This window comes from Acinetobacter sp. 1207_04, from assembly GCF_052850415.1.
This window is the reverse complement of record NZ_VXCQ01000001.1, coordinates 328,046-349,764: the sequence shown is the minus strand read 5'-3', so window position 1 is coordinate 349,764 and position 21,719 is coordinate 328,046. Positions and strand designations below refer to the sequence as shown.

Genomic DNA, 21,719 nt, shown 5'->3' with positions numbered 1-21,719 from the left:
AGATCGATCATGACTGAAGTGACTCAACAAAATCAGAAACAATACAGCCGTCCAGATGATGAACATGTAATTAATTTCATGAAAATTGCAAAGCCTGCTGCAATTTTCTCGATCATCCTCACCATCGCGAGTATTTTCTTTATTGTAACTAAAGGTCTAAATTTAGGTTTAGACTTTACTGGTGGTGTATCTGCCGAATTGAATTATAGTGAGCCTGTAAAACCTGAAAGCGTCAGTAAAGCACTTTCTAGCGCAGGTTTTAAAGATCCTGTGGTTCAAACTTTGGGTACAAACCGTGATCTCATTGTGCGTATGCCAGCACAAGATGATGTCAAAGTAGATGACTTAAGTAACACCATTGCTAAAGCTGTACAGTTACCTGGAAATACGGTTGAAGTAAATAAAGTCGATGTTGTCGGTGGTCAGGTCGGTAACGAGCTGTATTTGCGCTCAGCAGGTGCTGTTGCCCTTGCAATGTTACTTATGCTTGTTTATGTGACTATCCGCTTCGAGTTTAAGCTCGCTGTTGGTGCAGTTTTGTCATTACTCCATGATGTTATCGTAACATTGGGTATTTTCGCTTTAATGCAATGGCCATTTGACTTAACGGTACTTGCGGCAGTACTTGCACTGATCGGTTTCTCACTCAACGATAACATTGTTGTATCAGATCGTATCCGTGAAAACTTCCGTAAAATTCGTGGGGCAGAACCACTTGAGATCGTCAATATTGCTTTAACCGAAACATTAAAACGTACTATTCACACCTCTATGACCCTATTACTCGTAGTTCTTTCTATGATGATTTTGGGTGGTGATGGCCTAAAATGGTTCTCTGTTGCGATGTTTGTCGGTGTATTTGTCGGTACATATTCTTCAATCTATATTGGTACAGCCTTCTCTTTATGGCGTGGTCTAAATCGCAATGATTTCATTGTTCAGGTTAAACCTGAATTTGAAGAAGAAGAGCATATTCCACACTAAAACATTCAAATAGAATTTAAATAAAAAACCATCTTCGGATGGTTTTTTATTACGTTCAATAATTCTGACTAGTCCAACCGATTGATCTGAATAATCGGGAATGCAAACCCCTTACAAGAATCTTCCGAGCGCCAAGCAACAGTGAGTATTGCCTGTCCAAGATTAAAATTTTGATAAGCAAAGACACCAATTAAAGGATGTTCACAACGCCCACCATCATTCACGGGATGAGCATGCGTATTCAACTCATTCAAACTTAGGCGAATCCCCAGCCCTGATGCCTTCAAGACCGCCTCTTTGCTTGTCCAAACTTTAAACCAATACAATGGATCAAAACCGGTCATTTCCCATGTTCGATATTCTTCAAGATGAAAAGCATGTTTAGCCAAAGCCTCAAAGCGGACTTTACGGTCTAGGTCTTCAATATCCACACCAATATCACGGGCGCTGCAAGTTGTCGCTAAGACATAATGTTTTTGGCTATGCGAGTGATTAAAAAATAAATGAGATTGTTTACTCAGAAACGGTTTACCATATTCTGTTCGCTCAATATCACTCTCCGAAATATTTTGATTGAGCTGGACCGATAAAAGCCGATTACGTATTTGTGCAATATGTGCATTTTTATATTGTATAAACTTCTTTAAATCTAAAAAATCTTCTTTTTTTAAAGGATACAGTTGAGCCAATGTTTGAAAATAAATATGTATCATTCGCTTTGTCATACATTCGACTACCCTTCTATATTGGGTTAAATTCTACCTGAGAATTTACAAAGATCTTCTTTTCAATATCACTATCGCTGTACTTTAATCTCCAATATATTTAGCTCAATCGAGCTTGACTAAAAATCACAAATTATTCCTATACAGTATTTTTATTAAAAATTAATAACCAATACACACCTTAGCTTTAAGAAAATTAACCAACCTACTGATAATAATAAATATTTATTTCAAATTATTCTGCTTTATATTATATTTCATTAGCGTACAAAAAAACATCAACAACATGGGGAGTTTATTATGTTGATAAAAACAATTTTAATTATTGGAATGAGCTTAGTATCTATTGGTATATATGCTAAGGGGTGGCTTGATGTTGCAACTTCAGTCATGGGAGCACAAAATGCAGTCGTGATGGATCAAGCTGAAGCAAGAATGAATCAAAGCCAAGCGCAAGCAAATGCTGCTATAGCACGTGCGGATCAAGGCTATGCTTCTCATTATAATCAAACATCTAATCAGAATAATGGTGTTTTTTCGACAGGATACTTAAAGTCTCTAGACTGCACAGATTTAGCTGTGGAAAAAAGAACTTTCGAACGCACACTAGAAGCATCTGAAACATCAGTTAGTCAAAATAGTACGATTGGTTTATCTAAATGGGCAGGTGTTGCTGGAACAGCACTCAATGCATTTTCAGGTCAATCTGAAACCTTAGGTAAAATGGGACAAATAGCAAATTCATTCTCGGGTCAGAACAACAATGCTCAAGCGCAAGCTAACGTTGCATCTGGACAAGTATCTATAGAGACTGCACGTGCGAATATTGAAAATATTGCTATTTATCAAAATGCTAAAAAATGTAATCTTTAATACATGATAAATATAAAAAAGCCTGCATTTGCAGGCTTTTTTATATTTATCAACTATAAGATGAAATTAACGCTTAAATTTCTTTTCAGCTTTCTTAAATTTCTGAACATAACGACGCTTACGTGCTGCAACACGCTCATCAATCATTGATTTACGCCCTTCAAATGGATTTTCAGACGTTTTAAATTCGATACGTACTGGCGTACCTTCAAGCTTATATACTTTACGGAATACGTTTTCTAAATAACGACGATAATCTGCAGGGGTTTTATCAACCTTATTACCATGTACCACAATCGTTGGTGGATTTTGCCCGCCCATATGCGCATAACGCATTTTAATACGACGACCACCAACCATTGGTGGCTGGTGTGCTTCAGTTGCATCATTCAAAATTTGTGTAATTTTCGCAGGTGAAACTTTCAAATGCGATGAGTCATAGGCACGATGAATTGACGGATATAAATCCCCCACACCTGTACCGTGCAATGCAGAAATTAAGTGTACTTTCGCCCACGGAATAAAATCGAAACGACGATCTACATCCAATTTACATTGTTTGCGATCGTATTCAGTCATGTTATCCCATTTGTTGATGGCAACAACCATGGCACGACCGGCCTCAAGTGCATAACCAATCAAATGTAAATCTTGCTCAACCACACCTTCACGGGCATCTAAAACAACCACAATGACATGTGCATCTTTAATAGCTTGTAGCGTTTTCACAATTGAGAATTTCTCAATCATCTCATCTACTTTACCTTTACGGCGTACACCTGCAGTATCAATTAATGTGTATTGGCGACCATCACGCTCATAAGGAATGTAAATCGAGTCACGTGTTGTACCTGGCTCATCAAACGCAACAACACGCTCTTCACCCAACAAACGGTTTACAAGTGTAGATTTCCCTACGTTAGGGCGACCAATGATTGCCAAACGTAAACCTGTTGCCTTATCATGTTCCGCTTCATCTTCATCGTCTGGAACTTCAGAAAGTACTTCTTCAAGCATTTGCTGAACGCCACGACCATGACTAGCCGCCACTTGCATTGGCTCGCCCATACCGAGTTTGTAAAACTCAACAAGCGCCGCTTCTGCATGTACGCCGTCAACTTTGTTTGCAACTAAATAAACTTTTTTACCTAGCGTACGAAGTTCACGCGCAATTTGCTCATCCGATGCTAACAATCCAGCACGTGCATCTACGACAAAAACAATAATATCGGCTTCATTAATGGCAGTCTTTGATTGCTCAGCCATATATGAGTCAATTCCCCCTTCATTTTCACCAATACCCCCAGTATCAACGACAATGAAAGATTTATTTTCATACTTAGCGTCGCCATATTTACGGTCACGAGTAAGACCTGCAAAGTCAGCAACGAGGGCATCACGGCTCTTGGTAATCTGGTTAAATAACGTTGATTTGCCGACGTTTGGACGACCAATGAGCGCAATTACGGGTTTCATAAAATAACCTTTATTCAAGATCAGCCAGTATGACTGGTCTGAACATCAGAAATGTATCGGAAGAAAACAGGCATATGCCTAAAATAAAAACACGGGGTATCGATTTTTCAATCACCCCGAGTTTTAGAATATAGTGTCTTTAGTTTAACACAAGACCGTTAAAAAATTAACGACTCTGCCAAATGCTTAATTCACCTTTGCGTGTCGCAACAAATAATTGGTTGTCAAGCACACGTAGTGTACGCACTTCGCCACTGGTTTTCGCACGCCCTACAAGAGTTCCAGTATTTGGATCAATCAGATGTAAAACTCCATCCAAATCCCCAACCACCAATTGTTGTCCGAGTAACACTGGGTTACTTAAATTACGGTTTAACAATTGCTCATTTTCCCACAACTCTTGACCTGTTGCTAAATCAAAAGCTTTTAATTTGCCATCACGTTGTGCAACAAAAACTTTATTTTCTGCAACTTCCGGACGGTTAATACTACTTGCATCAACACTCCAAGCCACACGCTGTGCTGCCAAATCAAGTACAGTCACTTGTCCTTGGAAGCTATTGGTCACAACATACTGACCTACAACAACAGGCTCAGCATCAATATCGACCAAGCGCTGAATATCAGAGCGACCATCAGACACTGCAACACGGCGCTGCATACGTGGAGCACCAGTTAAACTATCAATGGCATATAAATAACCATTTGATGATGCTACAGCAATGGTACGAGGATCTAGACTAACAGGTGATGCTTGACCACGTAAGCTAAATGCTGCATTTGCCATTTTATAGGTCCAAGCTTGTTGACCTGTTGCTTCATCCAGTGCAAAAACAGTACCATCATTGGCCACTAAAATCACACGTCCTGTTTGAATCAAAGCTGGACTAATCACTGCACCAGACAATTGTGCAGTCCATTTTTGCTCACCCGTTTGTTGATCTAAAGCAAAAACTTGACCTTTACGGCTTGCGACAACAACTAAGCCATCAGCTGCTTCAACACCAGAAGTCAACTCCTGTTTAGTCACTTTGGTTTCCCAAAGACGTTGTTTACCTTTATATGCTGTAACTTCACCTTTAGGATTCATCGCGAAAATTACGCCATTATCGACATCTAAACGTAAACGTAATGGGTCTTGCTCAGAAGATGCGGAAACCTTATGTGAAAATACTTCAGTTAAACTGGTTGCTTGCACTAATTTTGGTAACGGATTCGGTTTTACTTTTTCAACTTTAACTTTGTTACTTGAACATCCAACCATAGCAACCGATAAAATTGCTAATGCAAACGGTATTTTATATTTTATATCCATCAAGACTCATCCACTTGTGTTTCCAGAACCGGGCGTTCAAGTTCAGGATCATCTACTAATATTCCAACACTTTCGAGTTTAATTTGTAAAATCTGACGTTCTTGTTTACGTTCAAGTAAACTGTCCCATGCAGCTTGATACGATTTTTTTGCATTTTCAATATCATTTTTAGCAACATAAATATCACCTTTTTCTTCTTCGGCTGTCGCTTTAAATGCTGGCTCTGTGACACTTGCAAGGGTTTTCAAAGCTTCATCATATTTCTTTTGTGCAAGCTGTGCATTGGCAAGGCGTAATTTTACAATCTGCAAAATACCTGCATCTTTTAACTTTGAATTTTCAACTTTTTTCAGCTCACGTTCTGCTGTTGCATAATCACCTTTATCATAAGCAATACGCGCCATAATAAATTGTGACTCAATCGCATGAATTGAATCAGGATTTTCTTTAACCAATTTATCTGCTGATGCAACCAACGCACTATAAGCCGCAGGATTTGTTGCTGCAACTTTAGCATCTTCAATTAATTGTTGGATTTTTGCTGTACGAACTTGATTTTCTGCTAGCGTTTTCTTCTGCCAATATTCCCAACCGAAAAAGGCAATCAACGCAATTAAAATTCCACTCAACATTGCTGAGCCATATTTTTTGAAAAATGACTTTAAACCATCAAGTTGTTCATCTTCAGTCATCGCGTTCATGTGACTACCCTTTCCTTTATGGTTGACTTATTGTGAAGAAAATTTTTCTGTAAAAACGGATACCACTTCAGTTACGGCAACGTCAAACTGTTCGGCCGTAGCCAATTGTTTTACCGTAAATTGTTGTGCTTCCCATTCACGTTCACCGAGAATTAAAGCATAAACTGCACCCGATTGGTCTGCTTTTTTCATCTGACTTTTCATTGAGCCATAAGAGCCCACTTTCAAGCGGATTGAACTATTCGCAGTTTCGAGTTGATCACGAATTTGTTCTGCAAGAACCAAGGCTTTACCTTGTGATGCTGGATCTGCAACAAGGAACAGTTCACATTCACGTACGGGTGTATTATCTTCAAGTTGCTCTAGAAGAAGTAATAAACGCTCCATGCCCATCGCAAAACCAACAGCCGGTACAGATTGATCTGGTTTACCTTTGAGTTGACCAACCAAACCGTCATAACGTCCGCCTGCACATACAGTGCCTTGCGAACCTAAATGTGTGGTTGTCCATTCAAAAACTGTTTTATTGTAGTAATCTAGGCCACGAACCAATTTTTGGTTAATAACAAATTCTAAGCCAGCATCAGTTAAATACTGTTTGAGTTGCTCAAAATGAGCCAGTGTTTCTTCACCCATGAAATCATGCAATTTTGGTGCATTTTCAAGAATCTGCTGCGTTTTCACATCCTTAGAATCTAAAATACGCAGTGGATTGGTCTCTAAACGGCGCTGAGAATCTTCATCAAGATCAGCTTTATGCGACGTTAAAAACTCAACCAAAGCAGCACGGAATTCAGCACGTTCAGCAGATTCACCAAGTGTATTTAATTCAAGTTGTACTTTGTCCGCAATGCCCATACGTTTCCACAAACGTGCAGTCATCAAAATCAATTCTGCTTCTTGATCTGGTGTTGCAATACCAAAAGTTTCTACACCAAACTGATGAAACTGACGATAACGACCTTTTTGCGGTTTTTCATAACGGAACATTGGACCCACATACCAAACACGCGGGTTTGCGCCACGAAGTAAGTTGTGTTCCAACATTGCACGTACGCAACCTGCGGTACCTTCAGGACGCAAAGTCAAAGATTCAGGTGGATTACCTTTGTCTAGGAATGTATACATTTCCTTTTCAACAATATCGGTTGCATCACCAATAGAACGTTTGAATAAATTGGTTTGTTCAACAATCGGCAAACGAATTTGTTGATAACCATAAGCATCCATCAACGATGCGAGATGTTGTTCTAAACGTCTCCATGCAGCAGTCTGAGATGGAAGAACATCATTAAAACCTTTAATTGCAACTATTGAACTCATGACTTACTCAAAAACTTGTACGAATAATTTCTTTAGCTTTAGCTTCTTCAAGCTCGATAACACGTTGACGAACCATCGCCTCAATTTCATCAACCAACTGATTGGTATCAATCAAATGGCTCTTTTCACCATTACGATAAACCAATGAACGTGGTGCTGCGCCCACTACACCAATGTCTGCTTCTTTGGCTTCACCTGGACCATTGACCTTACAACCAATCACCGAAACATCCATTGGAGTACGAACATCTTCAAGACGTTCTTCTAAAGCTTGCATCACTTGAATCACGTTAAATTCTTGACGTGAACAACTTGGACAAGCAATAAAATTAATCCCGTTTGAACGCAAACTGAGTGATTTTAGAATATCAAAACCAATCTTAATTTCTTCTTCCGGCTCTGCTGCCAATGAAATACGCATAGTGTCACCAATGCCTTCCATAAGCAGACCACCTAAAGCAATCGCAGACTTGACTGAACCTGTACGGTAAACACCTGCCTCAGTTACACCCAAATGTAGCGGATTATCAATTTGTGCCGACAATAAACGATACGCATCCATGGTCAAAAACACATTAGATGCTTTAACTGAAATTTTAAACTCTTGGAAATCCAAACGGTCTAAAATATCAATATGACGCATAGCAGATTCAAGTAAAGCCTGACCTGTCGGTTCGCCATACTTCTTCTGAATGTCTTTTTCTAGCGAACCGGCATTGACACCAATACGCATAGAAATATCATTGTGGCGCGCTGCTGCAACAACCTCACGAATTTTGGCTTCTGAGCCAATATTTCCAGGGTTAATACGCAAACAATCTGCACCTAAATCGGCAACACGTAATGCAATTTTATAATCAAAATGAATATCGGCAACCAAAGGAACTGGCGAACGCTTACGAATTTCACCAAACGCTTCCGCAGCTTCCATACTTGGCACTGACACCCGCATGATGTCTGCACCAACATCGGCACAGCGTTCAATCTGTGCAACCGTTGCATCTACATCACACGTTTCAGTATTGGTCATACTTTGGATGCTGATTGGGGCATCGCCACCCACATACACTGAACCAACTCGGATTTTACGTGTCGGACGGCGTTTGATCGGATTTACAATCATGATAATGCTCTACGCTTTGTCCATTAACGAGACAAACGGAATTCTGCCTTTCCGTTCACTGTATATGGAGACAATGAAATCTGCTCGTTATTTAGAGTCAATGATACAGCTGTCGCATCATCAAGACGAATTTGGAATGGTGAGTTACCATTTAAAGTCAATGTCGATGACTGACGACCTGATGCTAAAACTTTACCCGTACTATCCACAATATGTACAGATGTCGGATGGCTAAAATTCAACACCATCTGTTCACCTGTTGCTGAAGTCGCATTATTCAAATTCAACACTTCAACTTCAGATTCTTGCTGTGGTTTTACCTCGGTATCATCAGATTTTGATGATGACCAATTTTGAACAGCCGCAATCACGCCCCAAATCACAGCAATTGCAATAATTGCAATTAAACTACGTTTGAGCCATTTTCTATTACGGTCACTGTTTGAACCTGGCAATTTACCCATAATTTTAATAGGTGAATTATTTAAAGCATGATTCGGTAACAAACCCGTATCATTCTGATAAATATCATCAAAACGTTGAATAATAGTTGAAGCATCGACTTTTAAATATTTTGCATAAGCACGATAGTAACCTTTAATAAAGGTCGCTTCTGGCAAACTCTTATAATCGTCCTGTTCTAATGCCTGTAACGTTTTTAATGGCATCTTTAAATCAGCAGCAACATCATTAATATCACGAATCTGTGAAACTCTGATCTGGCGCAGATATTCTCCAGGACGTTGAACATTGCCCAAAGAGTTCTGTACTGCATTTGAACCAGTAGGTTGCTGTGAATTCGGATTTACTTCCATACGGCCTCAGTACTGTACTGTAATTGCAAATAGCGTTTATATTCCTGACTTTCTGGAAATAATGCACGGAGCTGATTCACTAGCACCTGCATTCCCATCGTGTCATTATTGGCCCGCGCAATACGCAGCCCAATCCAAAGTGCCCGAGGGCTTAGGTTTTTCTGCCCCATCACACGAACATATTGTTCGTAAAGCTGAGTGGCAGACGGTATATTACGCTGTAAATAGAAAATTTCGGATAACTCTAACATTGATACAACAGAATCGCGATTTACAGTCAGTGCTTGCTTGAATGTTTTTTCAGCATTTGCAACATCACCAACCTTTAAATAGATCCGCCCTAAGTTTTCTAACGCACGATAACGTTGTTCATACCCTAAAGTTGTTCCCGCAATACTTAGTTGTTCAATAGCTTCATTATAGCGCCCCATCTGATACAAGTACGTACCATAATTATTACGCGCTTGGGCATCTTTAGGATCTATCGAAAGGGCTCGCTTAAAATAAGCATCAGCCTTTTCCATATTTTCCTTACTACCTTCTTGTTGCAACAACACCCCCATCATCATGTTGGCTGTTGCATCTCGTGATTCCGCTTCAAGTGCCTGATCTAAAGCGCGTTTAGCAGCATCTAAATCGCCTGTACGAATATATTCTGCTGCAAGTTGCGTTCTAACTTTGGCTGCTTTTTCGGGGTCTTTTTTAACAATCGTACCGGATGTTGTGGTTTGACAACCCTGCATATGCATTGCAGCAACACATATTGCAATCATTAAACCTGTTTTTTTATATCCAAATATATGCAAAATCAGCCCCCAAAAAATTTAACCTTGTGATCGTATAATTACATTCTGTTCTTCAACTTTTTTCTTCCATTGTTCTGCACGGCGGGTACGATCCGCAACCTGTCCAACAAGTTGCCCACATGCTGCATCAATATCATCACCGCGCGTCTGACGAATCGTACACACAAAACCAGCATCAGACAAAGTTTTTTGGAAAGAAATAATACGATTTCGGCTTGAACGACCATAAGGTGCATGCGGAAATGGATTAAATGGAATGAGGTTAATTTTACTTGGTAAGTTTTTCAGTAACTTAATCATTTGCTGTGCATGTTCAGGCTGATCATTAACGCCTTCTAACATCACATATTCAATAGTCACATGCTTACGGGAACTTTCATTACCATCTTTGGCAATATAACGCTGACATGCTGCAATAAGTTTTTCTAATGGATATTTTTTATTGATTGGAACCAATTCATTACGAAGTTCATCATTTGGTGCATGCAATGAAATTGCCAAAGCAACATCAATATCTTTCACCAATTGATCAATTTTAGGCACAACGCCAGACGTTGAAAGTGTTACACGGCGCTTAGACATACCATAAGCAAAGTCATCAAGCATAATATGCATTGAACTGAGCACAGCATCATAGTTGAGCAAAGGCTCGCCCATACCCATCATCACGACATTAGTCACTGAACGTTCACGATCCGCAACAGGAACATCTTCCATATAAGAATAGTTTGCAACCCATAACTGTCCAATAATTTCATCTGGCGTTAAATCACGTTGAAAACCCTGCTTACCTGTCGAGCAAAATGAACAGTCAAGTGCACAACCCACTTGTGAAGAAATACACAAAGTACGACGCAATCCTGAGCGGTGTTCCGCAGGAATCAATACAGTTTCTACAAGAGAGCCTGCACCCTCTCCGACACGAAAGACCCACTTACGAGTACCATCTTTAGAATAATTTTTATGAACAACTTCGGGTGCTTTAATTTCAGCAATTTTTTCTAATTTCTCACGCAACTTTGCTGAAATATTACTCATTTCAGCAAAATCAGTCACAAAGAACTGATGTACCCATTTCATCACCTGACCTGCGCGGAATTTTTTCTCACCCATATCTTCAAAAAACTTTTCCAGCTGCGCACGGGACATTCCCAATAAATTCACTTTCTGAACAGGATTGATCTGTGCAGACTTTAATGGTGCTTGCTGTTGTTCATCAAATGTTGATGATGAAGCGACAACTTCAGAATTCATGTGTAGTACCTAAACCATGCTGGGAGATGAAAGATGCTCAATATATAAGCGGATAATATTTTAAAGGAATAAAAAAACCAGACAAGTATTATATCACTTATCTGGTTCTTGGTCTGTTAACAATTTATAAATCGTGAAACACGATTTTGACGTTCAGCAGACCTAACGCAGTTCGAATTAACGAGTACGTGGGCAAACTTCAGTTTGAGCGAAGAAGTAGTTAACTTCACGATCAGCAGAAGCTACAGAGTCAGAACCGTGAGCAGCATTTTCATCGATGCTTACAGCGAAATCTGCACGGATAGTACCAGGAGCAGCTTCTTTAGGGTTTGTAGCGCCTAAAATTTCACGGTGAGCAAGAACTGCGTTTTCGCCTTCAAGAACTGAAACAACAACTGGACCAGAAGTCATGAACGCAACTAAATCACCAAAGAAACCACGTTCTTTGTGTTCAGCATAAAAACCTTCAGCTTCAGCTTTAGAAAGCTGTTTCATTTTAGTTGCAACAATTTTAATACCCGCTTTTTCGAAACGAGAGAAAATGTCACCAATGTTGTTATTGCCAACAGCATCTGGTTTTACGATAGATAAAGTACGTTCAATAGCCATTGATAGGCTCCTTAAGTCAAATTGACACGAAAATTTTGCGCATTATAACGGTATAAAATGCTTTTTTCTGCGTTTGATGTGTAAAAAATAAGTTTTTTTAGACAGATTGATTAATTTGCTTCGTCAATCCATGCCATTTGAATACCTTCAAGCAAACCTTCAGTCGATTTAGTCGGATCATCGGTGAAATTAGGCAATGCGCAAATCCAAGCATGCATATCGGTAAAACGTACCCATTGTGGATCGACATCGGGGTGTGCGTCTAAAAGTTCAATGGCGATATCAAGCGTATCTGTCCAACGTAAGCCCATAGCAATTTCCTGTAGTTTTAAGCGCTACTACTTTAGCAAATTTATGGTCCATTGAAGAGAATTTACCAAGTAATTTATGCACATCAATAACGCATATTTACAACATGATATTCAATAATGGCGCACAGAGAATAGTTAAACTTGCGACAGTTATCCCAATCAACGCACCGACAATCACATCACTCGGATAATGTAAACCTAAAACCATACGAGATAAGGCAACCAATATCGTGAAAGGCAACATTAAAAATAACAGGATAGGTGCAATATAACCAAGTACCGTTGTTGCCATGACTGCATGCAATGTATGACCAGAGGGAAAGCTGAAATGATCGAGTGGACGCTCACCCATCACAATCACCTGATGTACTTGGTAAGGTCGAGGACGTACTGTGGTTTTTTTCAATACTTTGTAAATTGCTGTACCAATGCTTCCGCCCAACAAAATATAAAGCAATTGAAAACCGTAAGCAAAACCCTTTTGTAGCCAGACCAATAACACCATGGCATACCAAAAAGCACCATCACCCAACCGACTAATAATTTTAAAAAATAGTGCTATACGCTGAACATTGGATAAATGGTTCAGGTAAATGCAGCCTTTCAAATCGAGATCAAGTATTTTAATTTTTGTGGCTTTTAAATTCATAATGATGCTCCTCTTTCTCAGCGGAGTGAAGCACAACATTTGTGCAATATAAAATTGATAAATTTATGAGACCATTCGACGATCCTGTACAACTTGATACAGCGCTGTTTCAAATTGCTGTACCGCATGTTGCCAACCTGTTTTTTGTACTTGTTGCATCGCAACTTGTCCCATTTGGTGCAATATTGCTTGTTCAGGAAGTTGTAACATTGTTTGAGTAAAGACTTCCGTTCGCCCTAGTGGGCACAACCAACCCGATTGCTGATGTTGAATTTGTTGCTGTGCACAGGCGTAATCATAAGCAATTACGGGTAAACCACTCGCCATTGCCTCAAGCACAACATTACCAAAGGTTTCAACTTGGCTCGCAAATACAAAAACATCTGCACTTGCATAAGCTTCAGCAAGTTCCATGCCGACAAGACTACCTGTAAAAATAACTTCAGATGCTATGGGCATTTTCTGTAAGCGTGAAAGATCAGGACCATCACCAACAATCACTAATTTAACTTTCTGTTGTTGTCTAAGCATGAGTTGATAAGCGCCTATCAACACATGGATTTCTTTTTCAGGCGATAAACGTCCCACATACAGCATGACACGTGTATTTTCATCGGCACCCCAACGCTTACGTAAAATTGCTGATCGATACTTCGAGGAAAAACGCTGCGTATCGACACCTCGCCCAACCACTGCCAACGGACAAGTTACACCAAAAGCTCTCAGTCCTTGCTCTGTATGCTTACTCGGGACACAGGTCAGTTGAGTATGATTATGAAACCATCGTAAATAATGCTGGATTGGCTTAACCAAAAATGCTAAATCAAAGAAACGACTAAATTCTTGAAAGGGCGAATGAAAACCACTAGATACCACAATTTTGCGAACTTTAGCGACATGTAAAGCAGCAAAACCCAAAGGTCCTTCCGTCACAATATGCACCACATCAGGTTCAAAACTGTCTATCGCCTGTGTAACCTTGCCATATTGTGGCCAACCAAATTGCATACTTGGATAACGCGGAATACCTTGTGGCATAACCAAGCATTCTTTATTTGGTGAAAATTCCTTACATTTTTGTTTTTGCGTAGGACGAATTAATAAAATTTTATGTCCCTGCTTTTGCAGACCTTTACAGAGTTGTAATAAAGACAAGGCTACACCATTAATTTCAGGTGCCCAAGTTTCAGTCACAATCGCAATTTTAAGGCGTGGGCGAGTCAACTTCTCCAAAGATGTCTTATGATTTACCTGAGAATGCTGATTATTTTTACGAAAGTAAATTTTAAAATATTCAGGAAAATTTTGTTGTTTGTAATACAAGGCTTCTGCGTACGGTCTAGTCATACGTCACCTGATCTGTTTTATTTTCTAGAGTTTAATCTGCATTATTGACAGTTTTATGATAATTATATGACCGTTTTTTGACTCACCCAAAAACATCACATTGGAGCAAACCACATCGTAATATTTTTCTGCCTGCATACGAATAAAAGCCTGATACCCTAATTGCACTGTAATAAAATATATTTCTTCCCTATTTTTATATTTTACTCTACAAAAAACAGCCCACATATTTGATTATTGACTACTCATACTTATTTTTGTGCTGAGCTTATACACAATTGCCCTTAGAATATGATGATTATTTTAATCATAAAAAAACTTTAAATAGCTTTAAACTGAATGACTAACAACTAAATAAAACTATTGAAAGATTTATTTACACTACTGTCTAATCTATTCATCTTAGTCAAGACTAGACAGTATATTTATACATTTATGATCATAAAATATTGATATTTTGACATAAATTAAATCTGTCATCATATTTAACCCTATCTTTAAAACTCAAGACTGACATATAAATGATCTTGATAAGTACCTGCTGGTGTAAAAGCTGTTGGTCGCTCCAACAATTGAACCAACACGACAAATTTTTCATTTATACCTGCTGGTTGCACTAAAGGAACATTCCAGCGTGAACTAGAAGCACCTGTAATATTCATTTGAGTTCTCAGCTTGTTGTTGCGCTGGTTAACCAAATAGCTTGCTCCATTCGTATTTGTTAAGTTTCGAGCATTAAACTGAATGGCATATCTCGTATCACATGAAACCGTAAAAGAGGTTGCCGCCTGACTCAAATAAGATGAACTTAATCTTAATTGATTTGATGTAAATCGATCAATCTGACATGGTTTCGCATCCACAGAAGCCACATAAAAGAATGATGCAATGATGATACAAACTTGAAGTTTCATATCCTACTCCTTCTATTTACAACTTATATCAACAGGCTGATTATTTTGCTCAGTCTGTTTATCCTTAACGACTAACTCAGCCTTACAATCCTGCTCCTCCTTTGACTTGATTGTTAAATGATATGTTTGTGGTATCAAACCATACAAAGTGACTGTTCCATCCGAAGATAAAGGATAGACATCTCCATCACTATTATTGACATAAACTTCCGAAGCAGCATCGAAGGTTTTTCCTTGAGCATTAACAGGACGAACAGTCACTTGTTTGGCATGATATATTGGAAAATCAATTGCATAACCACGCTGATTTAATGCTGTAATTTGCTTATTGGAATATAAAATTTTATCTTCAACAGGTAGCTGATTTTCATCAAAAGCGATGTCATATTTCACATAAGGAATAATGTCATGTACAAAGGCATAACCTTCTTTATTGGTTTTATCAACATGATTTAAAGCCCGATAAATATCAATGTCTGGATAAGAGTCAACTTTCACCAACGCAAATGCGTTATCTACTGCTTTGGTAAAGTTGAACTTTTTATTCAACATAACAACTGCACCACGATAGTAAACCTGCGACTCTCGATAAGAATCACTTTGTTGATGACTCAACTCCAAATCACCGACTTCAGTTTTTAAACGACCATCTACATTATATAAAATCTCGCCATTTCTCCGATTTGCACCGAAAGCATAGTCAAAACCAACTTGATTCGTATCATTTTTAACAAATTGAACATTACTATCTTCAGCGGTCGAATGACTCATATATAAAGTTTTTTGACTATCAAAACTATAACTTAACGATAGTGTCGCACCTGAGTCAGAACGATCTCCTGTTTCATTAAAATAATTTAAACCGAGAATCATTTTTCGCCCAATTTGACGACTAAAACCAGCACGGAATATTCGCCTATCATCTCGTTCAAAAGTTTCATTTTTATAATATTTTTGTTCTGCAAAATTCAAATTAATATTTTGCACCAGTGGAACACCACTTATGCCCAAATAGACAAGATTCTCAAATTTTGGATAGCTACTTTCATTATTTAGCTCATCTCCTAAAAACTTAAAATGTTGTTCGGTATATTTACTATTTGCACCAAAGGAGAAACGACCAATGTCTTTACTTAATGATAAACCATATGAAAAATTGGTATCATTTCGATCATCATGTGAAGCTTGAGCAACACTTTCAAATAAAAACCAATTGCTTACCGCTTGTGTCCACATTAATCCTAGATTTTGAATATCTTGACTATATAACGCATTAATACCTAATGATGTACTATTTGATATACCTCTTCTGAAAAATGTGTTCGCAAAAAAATCACGGTAATCACTACTTTCTAAATTGTAGTTATAACGCAACTTTCCGAGGGAAACATTGTATTCATTCAAGCCCGGACGAAGTAATTTACTGGTCACCATAATTGGAAAACTCTGAACACTCCGATTACCCAAAATATCTTCAACAACAATTTGAGCATTACCAGATTGTTGAATTTGTGCACCCGTCTGTAAATTATAATCCCCAGGACTAACTTTTTGATTATAAATATTGACGCCATTAACGTAGAGTTCAACTGTCGATGGCACTCGAGCACTACCTTCCAAAGAAGGTACATTCCAATAAATAAAGTTAGGTCTTTCTGTAAAATTAGTTCCCCAACTTAACCCACCAAAACGCAGTGAATTGATAAGTGGATTGTAAACTGTTGTGGTATCACCCAATGTCAGCCTTGTCATTTTTTCTGGAAATTCAAAATCAATGCTACTGTTGAGACGAATAAACTTATTTATTTCATCCTGATTTTGATAAAGCATCGCATTTTTAAATAGCCAAAAATCTTTAAAAACACCAAGTTCAGTTAAGCCGCTATAGCGATTTCCAGCATCACTATTGGCATAAAATAATTCATAATTAAAAAATCCACCTAGACTCGCTTTCTCAGGCATTTGAATAGTTTGATCAAATGTATTGGAAATAAAAAAACCTGAAGGTACCGTGACTTTTATTGCTTGTGACCCTTCATCAAAAAGCGATTGAACCTGTCCATCTGAAATAGAACAAAATTCGGGTTTCGACTGTAAGATTTGAAATCGTGCAATATCAATTCCCTTTTCTTTTAAAATACTGCATTCAATATAAAATTGATTGTTTTGTTTAATGAGCGTGACATCCGTATTCATATCCAACTCATTGACCCACAAATTTGCAAGAATTGGATCTACATTAGATTCACTCGCCTGAGCACTAAAGGCCCAGAAAATATTAATCATGATTAATATTTTATTTTTAATAGGCATATAACCCCCTACAAACTACATACTAGTCTGAAATTTGGAATTCAACGACCTTGTCATCTTTATCTGTATTGACTTGGACAGCATATTTTTGAGCACTATTTAATCGAGTATTTCCAAGATCATAGCTATAGCTCTTTTTAGCCAATAAATAATTCATTTCATTACTTTTAAAGATTTCTTTTTTTGCAGTATCAACTATTTTTAAATTTGTAATTTGAACATGTGAATTTGCTTCATTGATAACTTTCAACTGGCTTCCAGAATGTTTAAAGATAAGCTTTAAATCATCTTGCTTACCGACAAAAAGCGGTAAGTTGAAATTAAATAAAAAGTTAACCGAATTATCTTTGACCACTTGTGGCATTTCTTCAAGAATAATACGCCAAGCTTTTTCTTGACCACTCTCAACAATTGAAGCAACAGGACGTGAAAAACCAATTCTAATGGTTTGTTGTTTATATGGATTTAGGATAAAACTTTTTGGATTGATCATCACACTATCATCTGGACTTAAAATATTTTTCCCAGATTCATCTTGTGTCCAACTCAATGCCTTAATTTCAAATATTTTTTTTTCGGTTTCATCGATAGATTCAACAGTTAATGTTGTTGATTTTTGTTTTGCCGTATCACGAATATAAAGCTGAACAGGATTAACAGCCACACCCGCATAAGTTATGCTACCCAATAGCATGCTTATGGTAAAAAAAGAGATTCTTTTTTTCATTTTTACACCCTCTTATTCTGAAAAATAAAACCTAACTCAATTAAGTCATTAAGTTAGGTTCATATCGGGCTTATATGTGTTTAGTAGAACACTCTGATTTTGTATGTATCAGTATAAGTGCCAGCTTTATTTGCTGCTGTTGTTGCAGGATTATCTACGGTCACTGTGTAGTTATCAGTACCAAAACCTACATGGTTTGAAGTACCCCAACCCACTGCACCACCATTCGTTTTAATTGTTGTACTCACTTTCGCCAATGGATCGGTTACATGACGTACAAATGTTGCTGAACTTGTGCCTGCGTTAGCAGTGGATAACTCCAATACATAGTTTGTATTACTTTGTATTGAATATGCCGAAGTTTTAGTACCACCATTCGCACTTAAAACAATCGGATTCCCCCCAGTAACTACACATTTTTTAGGAACTTCGAGTGTAATTGGAATATCCTTACTACATCCTAGCTCTGTACAGCTATTCCAGTCTGGACCACCACCTCCACCACCACCTTTTTCTGCAAGTTCGTCTGCATAAACGCCTGTTGAACAAACACCCAATACCAATGTCGCTAATGCGGCCTGTGTCATTTTATTCATGTTATTTCTCCCATTTTTCTTTATTCAAGAAAATGTTTTAGTAAATAAAACAATCCACAACTACACATATTTTCAACTCTTCTTTGAGTTATCGTGTAACTGCAACTAAAAGCTTATTCCCATCTTTCTAAACTTGACTGAAATATAATCAATTCACATGATTTATCACATACTCGTATTTTTAATAAAAGTTATAACCAAACTACTGTTTTAATTATTTATTGAATAAAAAAAATATCATCGAAATTACAATGCAAAATCATAAAATCAATTACTTACATCACTAAACACAACAAATATATAATTTTTATAAGATTTTATAATTTACAAAATATTTCTAGACTTTTCATTTTGAATTATAACGTTACAAAAACCGCCTATTTTTTTATCATTATTAAAAAAAAATATTCAGACTTCTTCTTGATTATTTTACTATTCCATTAAACTATTTAGAATATCTAAACACTTAATTAAATTATGGATTAATAATGCGCAAATTACGTCACATTTTGCTCAAATTTGTGCGAATAAATATATGGTATTTATAAGTTAAACCAACAGATGTTTAAAAAATCAAGTAAAAACCAATCTATAGAAATGTTAAATAATAATAACAAGTGAATAGATTATTTCAGCGGTTCCTGCACATTATCAAAGAATACAGACTGGACTTCTAAATTGACCATTGAATAGAATCACCTCAAACAAAAACCACCAACCAGTAGAGTTAAAAAAATTAAAAAACAGCTAGATATTAAAAAAAAATACCAAAAAAAAGGCAGTTTTTAACTGCCTTATATATTCAACCTATGCCTCTTACTGACGATCAATTTTCCTTAACAGACCTTTCTCTACTTGATATATTTGTCCATTACCAAAATCAATTTGTTGTTTTTCACCATGTAATACTGGTAAACCTACAATTTTTTCCATTTGTGCTGAACGCTGAAACTGACTAGTCTTTGGGTTATACATCCAATAGATATAACGTTTATCTGCAATATCTTTACCACCCGATAAGTCAGATAAAATGACATCATAATAACCATCAAAGTTAATATCCATATAACCCATACTACCGGCATAGGCGGTAAAACCTGTCAGGCTTTGGACAATCGAGTTATCAACTTTATTCAAAACATCAACTCGCTTTAACGCATTTCCAAGCGGTTGCTTAGGATCATTTTGACCATAAAATTTAAAAATAAATGTTGGTTTATTTGCAACTTTAAATGCTGGTTCAAACTGCATCGACTTACCTGTAGTTTCTGCATTTTCAGAAAATAGAACCTTGAAATTCCCCGTGTTGGCATTTAATGTTCCGCTAATTTGATATTTCCCAGCCTCATCACGCTCACTCGCTACCGACTTCATAATGATCTGATCTGCTTTTTGAGTACCTTTAAATGCAATCTCTTTTACGCTCATCAAGTCATATAAAGTGCCATGTGGATTGGGAATACCTGCATATAAGCTCATGAAATAGCGACCTTCACCCGATTTCAACATTCGTTGCATCGATACACGTACGCCTGACAAAGGTTTAAGCTCAGTTGATACGATTTGTGCAGTTTCAGCAAAGCTAAAGCATGAGATAGACAATGCAGTCAAAGTGATAAGTAGTTGCTTTTTCATGAGTTAGCCCAAAAAATTAAATTCATAATAAGTATTAAAATTATGCGTAATCTATCACAATTAAATTTTATAAGCAGTATTATAAATACTGTAAAGCCCCCATTATCCCAAGCAAAAAATCTGCATATTGAATTGAAAACAAGTTTTCAATAAAAAACCCACTCAATTGAGTGGGTTTTTTTAAAGAACTAAGTTTTAGTTCTTTTCTTTATCTACGATTTTATTCGCTTGAATCCAAGGCATCATAGAACGTAACTTGTTACCTGTTACTTCGATGCCATGTGCAGCATTTTGACGACGACGAGCAGTCATAGAAGGATAGTTTAAAGCACCTTCGTTAATAAACATTTTCGCATATTCGCCAGATTGGATACGCTTAAGTGCATTACGCATTGCTTCACGAGATTGTTCATTGATAACTTCAGTACCAGTTACATATTCACCATATTCAGCATTATTCGATACTGAATAGTTCATGTCTGCGATACCGCCTTCGAACATCAAGTCAACGATCAATTTAAGTTCGTGTAGACATTCAAAATACGCCATTTCTGGTGCATAACCCGCTTCAACCAAAGTTTCGAAGCCCATTTTAACCAATTCAACCGCACCACCACAAAGAACTGCTTGCTCACCAAAAAGGTCAGTTTCAGTTTCTTCACGGAATGAAGTTTCGATGATACCTGTACGACCACCACCCACGCCTGAAGCGTAAGAAAGTGCTACGTTGCGCGCATTACCAGAAGCATCTTGGTGAATAGCGATTAAGTCAGGAACACCTGAACCACGTTGGTATTCTGAACGTACTGTGTGACCTGGTGCTTTTGGAGCAACCATGATTACATCTAAGTCAGCACGTGGAACAACTTGGTTATAAAGAATAGAGAAGCCGTGAGCAAATGCTAAAGTTGCACCTTGCTTAATATTCGGTTCAATTACGTCACGGTAAAGTTGTGATTGGAACTCATCTGGAGTCAAAATCATAACAACGTCAGCTTGAGCAACAGCAGCAGGAACTTCTGAAACTTTAAGACCAGAATTTTCAGCTTTTTTCCAAGAAGTAGAACCTGCACGTAGACCAACAGTTACATCAACGCCAGAATCTTTAAGGTTAAGCGCATGTGCATGACCTTGTGAACCGTAACCAATAATTGCTACTTTTTTGCCTTGGATGATCGATAAGTCTGTGTCTTTATCATAAAAAATTTGCATTGCTGTCTCCG

21 protein-coding genes are annotated in these 21,719 nt (G+C 37.6%); 2 read left to right on the top strand and 19 right to left on the bottom strand.

Going from position 1 to position 21,719, the window contains the following annotated elements:
- Positions 1-6 precede the first annotated feature (6 nt).
- Complete coding sequence (secF, locus tag FW754_RS01620; protein ID WP_409510928.1) at positions 7-984, top strand: protein translocase subunit SecF; 978 nt, start codon at positions 7-9, stop codon at positions 982-984.
- Between the two features lie 68 nt (positions 985-1,052).
- On the opposite strand, the gene FW754_RS01615 is transcribed toward secF, so the two are convergent.
- Entirely contained in the window at positions 1,053-1,709 is a 657-nt protein-coding gene (locus FW754_RS01615) for a 4'-phosphopantetheinyl transferase family protein (RefSeq protein ID WP_409510812.1), read from the bottom strand.
- Between the two features lie 300 nt (positions 1,710-2,009).
- Between FW754_RS01615 and FW754_RS01610 the strand changes: the two genes are divergently transcribed.
- Positions 2,010-2,582 (top strand): hypothetical protein, encoded by a 573-nt coding sequence (locus FW754_RS01610; protein ID WP_446323641.1) that lies wholly within the window; start codon positions 2,010-2,012, stop codon positions 2,580-2,582.
- A 66-nt stretch (positions 2,583-2,648) separates the two neighbouring features.
- Here FW754_RS01610 and der read toward each other — a convergent pair whose 3' ends face one another.
- From der to ilvC, 18 genes are all read right to left on the bottom strand, one after another.
- Positions 2,649-4,058 carry a ribosome biogenesis GTPase Der gene (gene der, locus FW754_RS01605; protein ID WP_409510810.1) on the bottom strand — a complete coding sequence of 470 codons (1,410 nt, stop codon included), beginning with the start codon at positions 4,056-4,058 and terminating at the stop codon, positions 2,649-2,651.
- A gap of 166 nt (positions 4,059-4,224) precedes the next feature.
- The gene (gene bamB / locus FW754_RS01600; RefSeq protein WP_409510809.1) at positions 4,225-5,373 is read right to left on the bottom strand and encodes an outer membrane protein assembly factor BamB; all 1,149 of its coding nucleotides are present in this window, start codon (positions 5,371-5,373) and stop codon (positions 4,225-4,227) included.
- Entirely contained in the window at positions 5,373-6,074 is a 702-nt protein-coding gene (locus FW754_RS01595) for a YfgM family protein (RefSeq protein ID WP_419346336.1), read from the bottom strand. Before FW754_RS01595 ends, bamB begins: the two co-directional genes overlap by 1 nt.
- 27 nt (positions 6,075-6,101) lie before the next feature.
- Positions 6,102-7,397: a histidine--tRNA ligase gene (hisS, locus tag FW754_RS01590; RefSeq protein WP_446323640.1), complete on the bottom strand. Its 1,296-nt coding sequence runs from the start codon at positions 7,395-7,397 to the stop codon at positions 6,102-6,104.
- A gap of 7 nt (positions 7,398-7,404) precedes the next feature.
- Entirely contained in the window at positions 7,405-8,520 is a 1,116-nt protein-coding gene (ispG, locus tag FW754_RS01585; RefSeq protein WP_409510806.1) for a flavodoxin-dependent (E)-4-hydroxy-3-methylbut-2-enyl-diphosphate synthase, read from the bottom strand.
- A 23-nt stretch (positions 8,521-8,543) separates the two neighbouring features.
- Complete coding sequence (locus tag FW754_RS01580; RefSeq protein ID WP_446323639.1) at positions 8,544-9,335, bottom strand: helix-turn-helix domain-containing protein; 792 nt, start codon at positions 9,333-9,335, stop codon at positions 8,544-8,546.
- Positions 9,326-10,108 (bottom strand): type IV pilus biogenesis/stability protein PilW, encoded by a 783-nt coding sequence (gene pilW, locus FW754_RS01575; protein ID WP_419346462.1) that lies wholly within the window; start codon positions 10,106-10,108, stop codon positions 9,326-9,328. The genes FW754_RS01580 and pilW overlap by 10 nt, the downstream gene beginning before the upstream one ends.
- Positions 10,109-10,159: 51 nt before the next feature.
- The gene (gene rlmN, locus FW754_RS01570) at positions 10,160-11,395 is read right to left on the bottom strand and encodes a 23S rRNA (adenine(2503)-C(2))-methyltransferase RlmN (RefSeq protein ID WP_446323638.1); all 1,236 of its coding nucleotides are present in this window, start codon (positions 11,393-11,395) and stop codon (positions 10,160-10,162) included.
- A 177-nt stretch (positions 11,396-11,572) separates the two neighbouring features.
- Positions 11,573-12,004, bottom strand: coding sequence for a nucleoside-diphosphate kinase (gene ndk, locus FW754_RS01565; RefSeq protein WP_446323637.1), 432 nt, complete (start codon positions 12,002-12,004; stop codon positions 11,573-11,575).
- 110 nt (positions 12,005-12,114) lie between these two features.
- Positions 12,115-12,315 (bottom strand): Fe-S cluster assembly protein IscX, encoded by a 201-nt coding sequence (gene iscX, locus FW754_RS01560; RefSeq protein WP_446323636.1) that lies wholly within the window; start codon positions 12,313-12,315, stop codon positions 12,115-12,117.
- Positions 12,316-12,412: 97 nt separating this feature from the next.
- Positions 12,413-12,964 (bottom strand): phosphatase PAP2 family protein, encoded by a 552-nt coding sequence (locus FW754_RS01555; protein WP_409510800.1) that lies wholly within the window; start codon positions 12,962-12,964, stop codon positions 12,413-12,415.
- Between the two features lie 63 nt (positions 12,965-13,027).
- A complete protein-coding gene (locus tag FW754_RS01550) occupies positions 13,028-14,311 on the bottom strand; it encodes a glycosyltransferase family 4 protein (RefSeq protein WP_446323635.1) in 1,284 nt (427 codons plus the stop codon).
- A gap of 497 nt (positions 14,312-14,808) precedes the next feature.
- Positions 14,809-15,225: a hypothetical protein gene (locus FW754_RS01545; RefSeq protein WP_409510798.1), complete on the bottom strand. Its 417-nt coding sequence runs from the start codon at positions 15,223-15,225 to the stop codon at positions 14,809-14,811.
- 12 nt (positions 15,226-15,237) lie between these two features.
- Positions 15,238-17,538, bottom strand: coding sequence for a fimbria/pilus outer membrane usher protein (locus FW754_RS01540; RefSeq protein WP_419346330.1), 2,301 nt, complete (start codon positions 17,536-17,538; stop codon positions 15,238-15,240).
- A 22-nt stretch (positions 17,539-17,560) separates the two neighbouring features.
- Complete coding sequence (locus FW754_RS01535) at positions 17,561-18,265, bottom strand: fimbrial biogenesis chaperone (RefSeq protein ID WP_409510796.1); 705 nt, start codon at positions 18,263-18,265, stop codon at positions 17,561-17,563.
- An 80-nt stretch (positions 18,266-18,345) separates the two neighbouring features.
- Positions 18,346-18,861 (bottom strand): hypothetical protein, encoded by a 516-nt coding sequence (locus tag FW754_RS01530; protein WP_409510795.1) that lies wholly within the window; start codon positions 18,859-18,861, stop codon positions 18,346-18,348.
- Between the two features lie 816 nt (positions 18,862-19,677).
- On the bottom strand, positions 19,678-20,496 hold the full coding sequence (locus tag FW754_RS01525) for an XAC2610-related protein (RefSeq protein ID WP_419346328.1): 819 nt from the start codon (positions 20,494-20,496) through the stop codon (positions 19,678-19,680).
- A 195-nt stretch (positions 20,497-20,691) separates the two neighbouring features.
- Complete coding sequence (gene ilvC / locus FW754_RS01520; protein WP_409510793.1) at positions 20,692-21,708, bottom strand: ketol-acid reductoisomerase; 1,017 nt, start codon at positions 21,706-21,708, stop codon at positions 20,692-20,694.
- Between the last annotated feature and the right edge of the window lie 11 nt (positions 21,709-21,719).